Origin of the sequence: Viridibacillus soli, assembly GCF_016612995.1 — a bacterium.
GTDB classification, from domain to species: Bacteria; Bacillota; Bacilli; order Bacillales_A; family Planococcaceae; genus Viridibacillus; species Viridibacillus soli.
On sequence record NZ_JAEOAH010000004.1, the window covers coordinates 264,840 to 271,466 of the forward strand.

Annotated in this window: 7 protein-coding genes and 1 pseudogene; 4 read left to right on the plus strand and 4 right to left on the minus strand. The window is 44.8% G+C overall.

All coding sequences use genetic code 11. The features are described from left to right. Positions 1–6: 6 nt before the first annotated feature. The 4 genes from JFL43_RS05155 (at position 7) to JFL43_RS05170 (ending at position 2,730) form a co-directional block, all read left to right on the plus strand. The gene (locus JFL43_RS05155; RefSeq protein WP_325166632.1) at positions 7–768 is read left to right on the plus strand and encodes a polysaccharide deacetylase family protein; all 762 of its coding nucleotides are present in this window, start codon (positions 7–9) and stop codon (positions 766–768) included. A gap of 174 nt (positions 769–942) precedes the next feature. Next, entirely contained in the window at positions 943–1,122 is a 180-nt protein-coding gene (locus tag JFL43_RS05160; protein WP_200748211.1) for a TetR/AcrR family transcriptional regulator, read from the plus strand. A gap of 214 nt (positions 1,123–1,336) precedes the next feature. Next, entirely contained in the window at positions 1,337–1,867 is a 531-nt protein-coding gene (locus tag JFL43_RS05165) for a hypothetical protein (RefSeq protein ID WP_234447598.1), read from the plus strand. A 200-nt stretch (positions 1,868–2,067) separates the two neighbouring features. Next, entirely contained in the window at positions 2,068–2,730 is a 663-nt protein-coding gene (locus JFL43_RS05170; protein WP_200748212.1) for an HAD hydrolase-like protein, read from the plus strand. A gap of 394 nt (positions 2,731–3,124) precedes the next feature. On the opposite strand, the gene JFL43_RS05175 is transcribed toward JFL43_RS05170, so the two are convergent. The 4 genes and pseudogenes from JFL43_RS05175 to JFL43_RS05180 all read right to left on the minus strand — a co-directional run. Further along, the gene (locus JFL43_RS05175) at positions 3,125–3,613 is read right to left on the minus strand and encodes an ABC transporter permease family protein (RefSeq protein WP_200748213.1); all 489 of its coding nucleotides are present in this window, start codon (positions 3,611–3,613) and stop codon (positions 3,125–3,127) included. Between the two features lie 207 nt (positions 3,614–3,820). Beyond that, positions 3,821–4,144, minus strand: coding sequence for an ABC transporter permease (locus JFL43_RS22350; protein WP_234447599.1), 324 nt, complete (start codon positions 4,142–4,144; stop codon positions 3,821–3,823). Then, positions 4,141–4,362: a hypothetical protein gene (locus tag JFL43_RS22355; RefSeq protein WP_234447600.1), complete on the minus strand. Its 222-nt coding sequence runs from the start codon at positions 4,360–4,362 to the stop codon at positions 4,141–4,143. Before JFL43_RS22355 ends, JFL43_RS22350 begins: the two co-directional genes overlap by 4 nt. Before the next feature lie 3 nt (positions 4,363–4,365). After that, a pseudogene (locus JFL43_RS05180) lies at positions 4,366–6,627 on the minus strand (hypothetical protein); the annotation flags it as partial.

A 6,627-nucleotide genomic window follows, 5' to 3' on the forward strand; every position in this document is an offset into this window, starting at 1 on the left:
GCTTGCTTGGAAAGTTTAGAAATTCCATATGAAAATGAAACTTTATCGGCAAAATATAACCTTCCGCATGTAGGCGAAGATGAGCAACAGGATTTGTATCATTATGGAAATTCACTTATTAAAATAATTAAAGAAATTCCAAACCAAGAAATTGGTTCTCATACTTTCAGTCATTACTACTGCCTAGAAGATGGACAGCGAATTGAGCATTTTGAAAAGGATTTGCAAGCAGTAATTAATTTGAAAGAGGGAATTACATCTTTAGTATTTCCGAGAAATCAAGTTAATTTGGAGTATTTAAAGTTATGTGCTGAACATGGTATAACTGCTTATCGTGGGAATGAAGATAGCTGGATATATGGACCATACATCCAAAAAACGAATACGAAAATAAAGCAAATGCTCCGATTAACAGATGCTTATATAAATTTAACTGGTCATCATAGTTATAAACTGGAAAAAGAAAGGGCTCATCCAATCATCAATTTACCATCTAGCCGTTTTTTACGACCGTATAGCAATAAATTGAAAGTATTAGAGAGACTTCGTTTGCAACGAATAAAAAATAGCCTAACTGAAGCTGCTAAAAATGATGAGTACTATCATTTATGGTGGCATCCACATAATTTTGGGAAAAACATCGAAAAAAACCTGCAGTTTCTAGAAGAAATATTAAAGCATGTAGATTATTTAAAGAGAAAATATAATTTTCAAAGCATGCATATGAGAGATATTGTAGATTTTATAAGTCTGAACGAGAAAAATTAAAAGTCCGGAGGGAAAAGTCATTTTCTCTTCGGATTTTGTTATATTCTGCTACTTGTAATGCAACTATTCCCACGTTGAAATTTGATTGATTAATCAAATAAAAACTGAAGACTTAATTAAAAAAGAGTAATTATAGAAAGAAGATAAACAATCATTCATTGTGGAGGCAAGAAGATGCAAATCATGCAAGCAGCTATTATGCCATTAGATGAAATAGGTTTCGTAAAAATAAGTTTGTCGCAAATCGCAAAACGGGCAGGGATTTTTACTGCACTTGTTTCGTACCATTTTTCAGGTAAGAGCGATCTGATGAATTATGTACTGATTGAACAGTCAATGGTTTATAATACATAGCGTACTATAGTGAAAGAAAGTGCTGTAGATCAATTGCGAGTATTTGTAGAAGCGAGCTTAACATACCAAGAAACGCATCCGAGCCATACACAGCGTTGTTAGACATTATTTTCAATGCGCGTACTACAGAAAACGTTCCCTACTATAAATTAGCGGATGATGAGGAGCAGGTTGTTACACGTTTAAAAGACATTCTGCGTAATGGAGGCATTAAATGATTGCATATTTTATAATTGGAGCAGAAATTGCTTTTTGGATTTTGATTGTAGTCGGTTTAGTATTACGCTACATTTTGAAGCTAAAGCGGTTAAGTATCTTCGTATTAGCGGCATCACCAGTAATCGATCTTGTACTTATTTTACTTACGGTGTTAGATTTGAAAAATGGGGAGATCGCAACATTCGTTCATGGATTGTCTGCCATTTATATTGGCGTATCCATTGCTTATGGAAAGCAAATGATCGAATGGGCTGATCAACAATTTAAATGGCTTGTATTAAAAGTAGATGAAAGACCTAAAAAAGCATATGGTAAGGAAAAAAGTAAGCGAGAAACAATTGGATTTGTCCGACATCTCTTCGCATATGCAATTGGCTCTGCGGTTTTATGGGGAATTCTACTGTTTCTTGGGAAAGATGAACAGACAATCTCGCTCTTTTATGTTTGGAGCATTTGGTCAATCGTCGTTGTAGTTGATGGCATTATTAGTATCTCCTATATCGTTTTCCCAACAACGAAAAAATAATTATCGTATCGAAGGCAGCCAACTCCAGTTGCCTTTTACTTTTGACTGATCCCTTTGTAGAGCCGGCTTGCAAAAAATAGGCTTATATTTACGCATTTTCCCTAAATTATTATGCCAAACGAGACGCTAATCTTATGTTTTTTTATAGAACCTTTCATCATACTAATTCGTCAACTAAATAAAGGGAGGAAGTGTAAATTTTGAATAAAACAATTATCTTTGACATGGATGGCACTTTATTTCAGACGAATCTCATTTTAGAACCAGCATTAGAAACAACATTTAATGTACTTCGCAATAGAGGATTATGGAACGACAAAACGCCAATAGAAGAATACAGAGAAATTATGGGTGTACCATTACCTGTAGTATGGGAAACGTTATTACCTCAACATTCACAAAAAATACGAAGCGAAGCAAATACCGTTTTTCATGAACAATTAGTGCAACATATTCAAGCGGGAAATGGTGCATTATATGAGGGGGTAGAAGCCACTTTAGAATCGTTAGCAAATAATTATGATTTATACATAGCTAGCAATGGACAGGTTGAGTATTTACAAGCCATTGTTGAAAAATATCGATTAGATCGATGGATAAAACGAACATATAGCATTCAAGAAATTATGAGTGACAGTAAATCCGAATTGGTAAAAGGTCTTGTTCTAGAAAATAATATTTCGTATGGTTGCGTTGTCGGTGATCGCATATCAGACATTAAAGCCGCTAAAGACAATCAACTGATTGCTATTGGTTGTCAATTTGACTTTGCCAAGCTAAGTGAATTAGAGCAAGCCGATTTTGTTATCCAACATATATCTGAAGTAACTTCAATTATAAGGGTGTTATTTGATAAAGAATAAACCAATATATCAGGTGTGTTGATTAGATGCTCAATACTAACGTATGTTATTACATTTTTTGGTTGATTGTAGTGGAGGGTGCTTGCCCACGGAAATCAACCTACCACTTTAACCATTCAAGCAAATATCGATGATGTCTGAGAGATGACGCAGAAGCCTAAGATCCATGAACAATGGGATTTACGCTTTTCTTCAATTACATATGTACCTTATTAGCAGATTCGTCTATTTCAACACATCCATTTAATCCAAGCATATGGGTACTATTTTTAATAGGTTTCTCAACAGTTATTAGAAGTAAAGCGAGTTTAAATTGACCAGTTATTAGAGTCACTTAGGAGAGGGTAATTAGAAACTTCATGTTAAAAGAATGGCTTGGTGACAAGAATATTATTTACCATTTCATTTGCAACTTTGCAATTAATTTCTTTTGAAATAAATACAATCTACCTTTAAGTAGCTTGTGTTTCAGATTGGTGTAAATCACATAGCCAATTAACAACCCGTTAAATCCGTAAATTTCAAATAAATCTCGTCCAACTAGTTTTGTTATTAATCCTTGTTTTCCAAAAGAATACATAATCGCAAATCCGTATGTGATTGTAGGAAATAGCATCGGAATAAGAATTCCCATTTTAATCACACTTTTTATTGGCTGATAGATTCTGGTGCAAATGATGGAATACGCTAGAGTAAATGCTGAAATAGTTGTTATAACAGCAGTAATGATAGACATTTTCATGCTGTTTCCAATGGCCTCTATTAGGTCTTTATTAGACAGTATGGATTGATAATTAGAGAAATCGAAACCCTGACTCGTTTCAAAAGAACGTACAAATAAAATAACAAGTGGTAAAAATAGAAAGAAAGTAAATAACAACAATATATGCGTTCTTAAAAGGAATTTTTATCACATGGAATCTTAATGGTGGTAACCTAATACGTCTGATTCCACCATGGCGCTCCATCCAAGGTTATTTTTACAAAAACCTGTTATTTTATAAAAATCCTCAGACAAAAAGACATGTGTTTGAGTAAGTAGGCAATAAAATACCCCGCAACAAGTGCGGAGTATTTTTAGCATTTTTTATTATGAAGGGAATCTTGCTGCTTCAAAGTTTGTGTCTGTGATTCCTGGTACTGTGACCGCAGAAGCTTGAGTTGTAGAAATCGTTATAGTCACCTCATCACCGGCCAGTAGCTGAAGAATAGATGAAACTGTTACAGTAGTAGCTTGAGTTCCAAGTTCTTCCTCAACTTCCCTAGCTCTTACACTTCCATTAACAAGGATATCTAGTTCCACTACATAGGTACCTAGTACAGTGGGATCTATACCTACAGAAGATAAAATAGAATATACCCCTGATTGTTGTGGAGTATATATAGATGTAGCTGGGTCATATTCATTATTCAAATCAAACTCTTCAACTTGAAATAAGACTTGACCGGTCGCTGGTTGAGAAGTATTACTAAATGCTCTAAACGCTGATTCGGGTTCAGTAGGACCAGTTGCTCCAGTAGCGCCAGTGTCACCAGTAGCGCCAGTTGCTCCGGTGTCGCCGGTAGCGCCAGTGTCACCAGTTGCTCCAGTAGCGCCAGTTGCTCCGGTGTCGCCGGTAGCGCCAGTGTCACCAGTTACTCCAGTAGCGCCAGATGCTCCGGTGTCGCCGGTAGCGCCAGTTGCTCCAGTAGCGCCGGTAGCGCCAGTGTCACCAGTAGCGCCAGTGTCACCAGTTGCGCCAGTAGCGCCAGTTGCTCCGGTGCCGCCGGTAGCGCCAGTGTCACCAGTAGCGCCAGTAGCGCCAGTTGCTCCGGTGCCGCCGGTAGCGCCAGTGTCACCAGTAGCGCCAGTAGCGCCAGTTGCTCCGGTGCCGCCGGTAGCGCCAGTGTCACCAGTAGCGCCAGTAGCGCCAGTTGCTCCGGTGCCGCCGGTAGCGCCAGTGTCACCAGTAGCGCCAGTGTCACCAGTTGCGCCAGTAGCGCCAGTTGCTCCGGTGCCGCCGGTAGCGCCAGTGTCACCAGTTGCGCCAGTATCGCCAGTTGCTCCGGTGTCGCCGGTAGCGCCAGTGTCTCCAGTTGCGCCAGTAGCGCCTGTTGCTCCGGTGGCGCCGGTAGCGCCAGTGTCACCAGTAGCGCCAGTAGCACCAGTAGCACCTGTAGCACCAGTGTCACCAGTAGCTCCAGTGTCACCAGTTGCGCCAGTATCGCCAGTTGCTCCGGTGTCGCCGGTAGCGCCAGTGTCACCAGTAGCGCCAGTTGCACCAGTAGCACCTGTAGCACCAGTGTCACCAGTAGCTCCGGTGTCGCCAGTAGCACCAGTGTCTCCGGTTGCTCCAGTAGCTCCGGTATCACCCGTTGCACCAGTAGCACCGGTGTCGCCGGTAGCTCCGGTAGCTCCGGTAGCACCAGTAGCACCAGTGTCACCAGTAGCTCCGGTGTCGCCAGTAGCACCAGTGTCTCCGGTTGCTCCAGTAGCTCCGGTTTCACCCGTTGCACCAGTAGCACCGATGTCGCCGGTAGCTCCGGTAGCTCCGGTAGCTCCGGTAGCTCCAGTAGCACCAGTGTCGCCGGTTGCGCCAGTAGCACCAGTAGCACCAGTAGCACCAGTGTCACCAGTAGCACCAGTGTCGCCCGTCGCGCCGGTGGCGCCCGTAGCGCCCGTAGCACCAGTGTCACCCGTAGCACCAGTGTCTCCGGTTGCTCCAGTAGCTCCAGTAGCACCATTTTCTCCAGTAGCACCAGTAGCACCAGTAGCACCAGTGTCACCAGTAGCACCAGTGTCGCCAGTAGCGCCAGTGTCGCCAGTAGCACCAGTAGCACCAGTGTCACCAGTAGCACCCGTGTCGCCAGTAGCGCCCGTGTCGCCAGTAGCGCCCGTGTCGCCAGTAGCGCCCGTGTCGCCAGTAGCGCCCGTGTCGCCAGTAGCGCCCGTGTCGCCAGTAGCGCCCGTGTCGCCAGTAGCGCCCGTGTCGCCAGTAGCGCCCGTGTCGCCAGTAGCGCCCGTGTCGCCAGTAGCTCCGGTAGCTCCAGTGTCTCCGGTTGCTCCAGTAGCTCCAGTAGCTCCAGTAGCTCCAGTGTCACCAGTGTCACCAGTAGCACCAGTGTCTCCGGTTGCTCCCGTAGCACCGGTGTCACCCGTTGCTCCAGTAGCTCCGGTGTCGCCAGTTGCACCAGTAGCACCAGTGTCACCAGTAGCACCAGTGTCTCCGGGTGCTCCAGTAGCACCGATGTCGCCAGTTGCACCGGTAGCACCAGTGTCACCAGTTGCACCAGTGTCGCCCGTTGCACCAGTGTCACCAGTTGCACCGGTTTCACCCGTTGCTCCAGTTGCACCGGTGTCGCCAGTTGCACCTGTAGCACCAGTGTCACCAGTGGCTCCGGTGTCGCCAGTAGCTCCGGTAGCACCAGTGTCTCCGGTTGCTCCAGTAGCACCGATGTCGCCAGTTGCACCTGTAGCACCAGTGTCACCAGTTGCACCGGTGTCACCCGTTGCTCCAGTTGCACCGGTGTCGCCAGTTGCTCCTGTTGCACCAGTGTCACCAGTGGCTCCGGTGTCGCCAGTTGCTCCTGTAGCACCAGGGTCTCCGGTTGCTCCAGTAGCACCGATGTCGCCAGTTGCACCGGTAGCACCAGTGTCACCAGTTGCACCAGTGTCGCCCGTTGCACCAGTGTCACCAGTTGCACCAGTGTCACCAGTTGCACCAGTTGCACCAGTGTCTCCGGTGTCACCCGTTGCTCCAGTAGCTCCAGTAGCACCGATGTCGCCCGTTGCACCAGTAGCACCAGTGTCTCCGGTTGCTCCAGTAGCTCCGATGTCGCCAGTTGCACCTGTAGCACCAGTGTCACCAGTTGCACCAGTGTCGCCCGTTGCACCAGTGTCACCAGTTGCACCAGTGT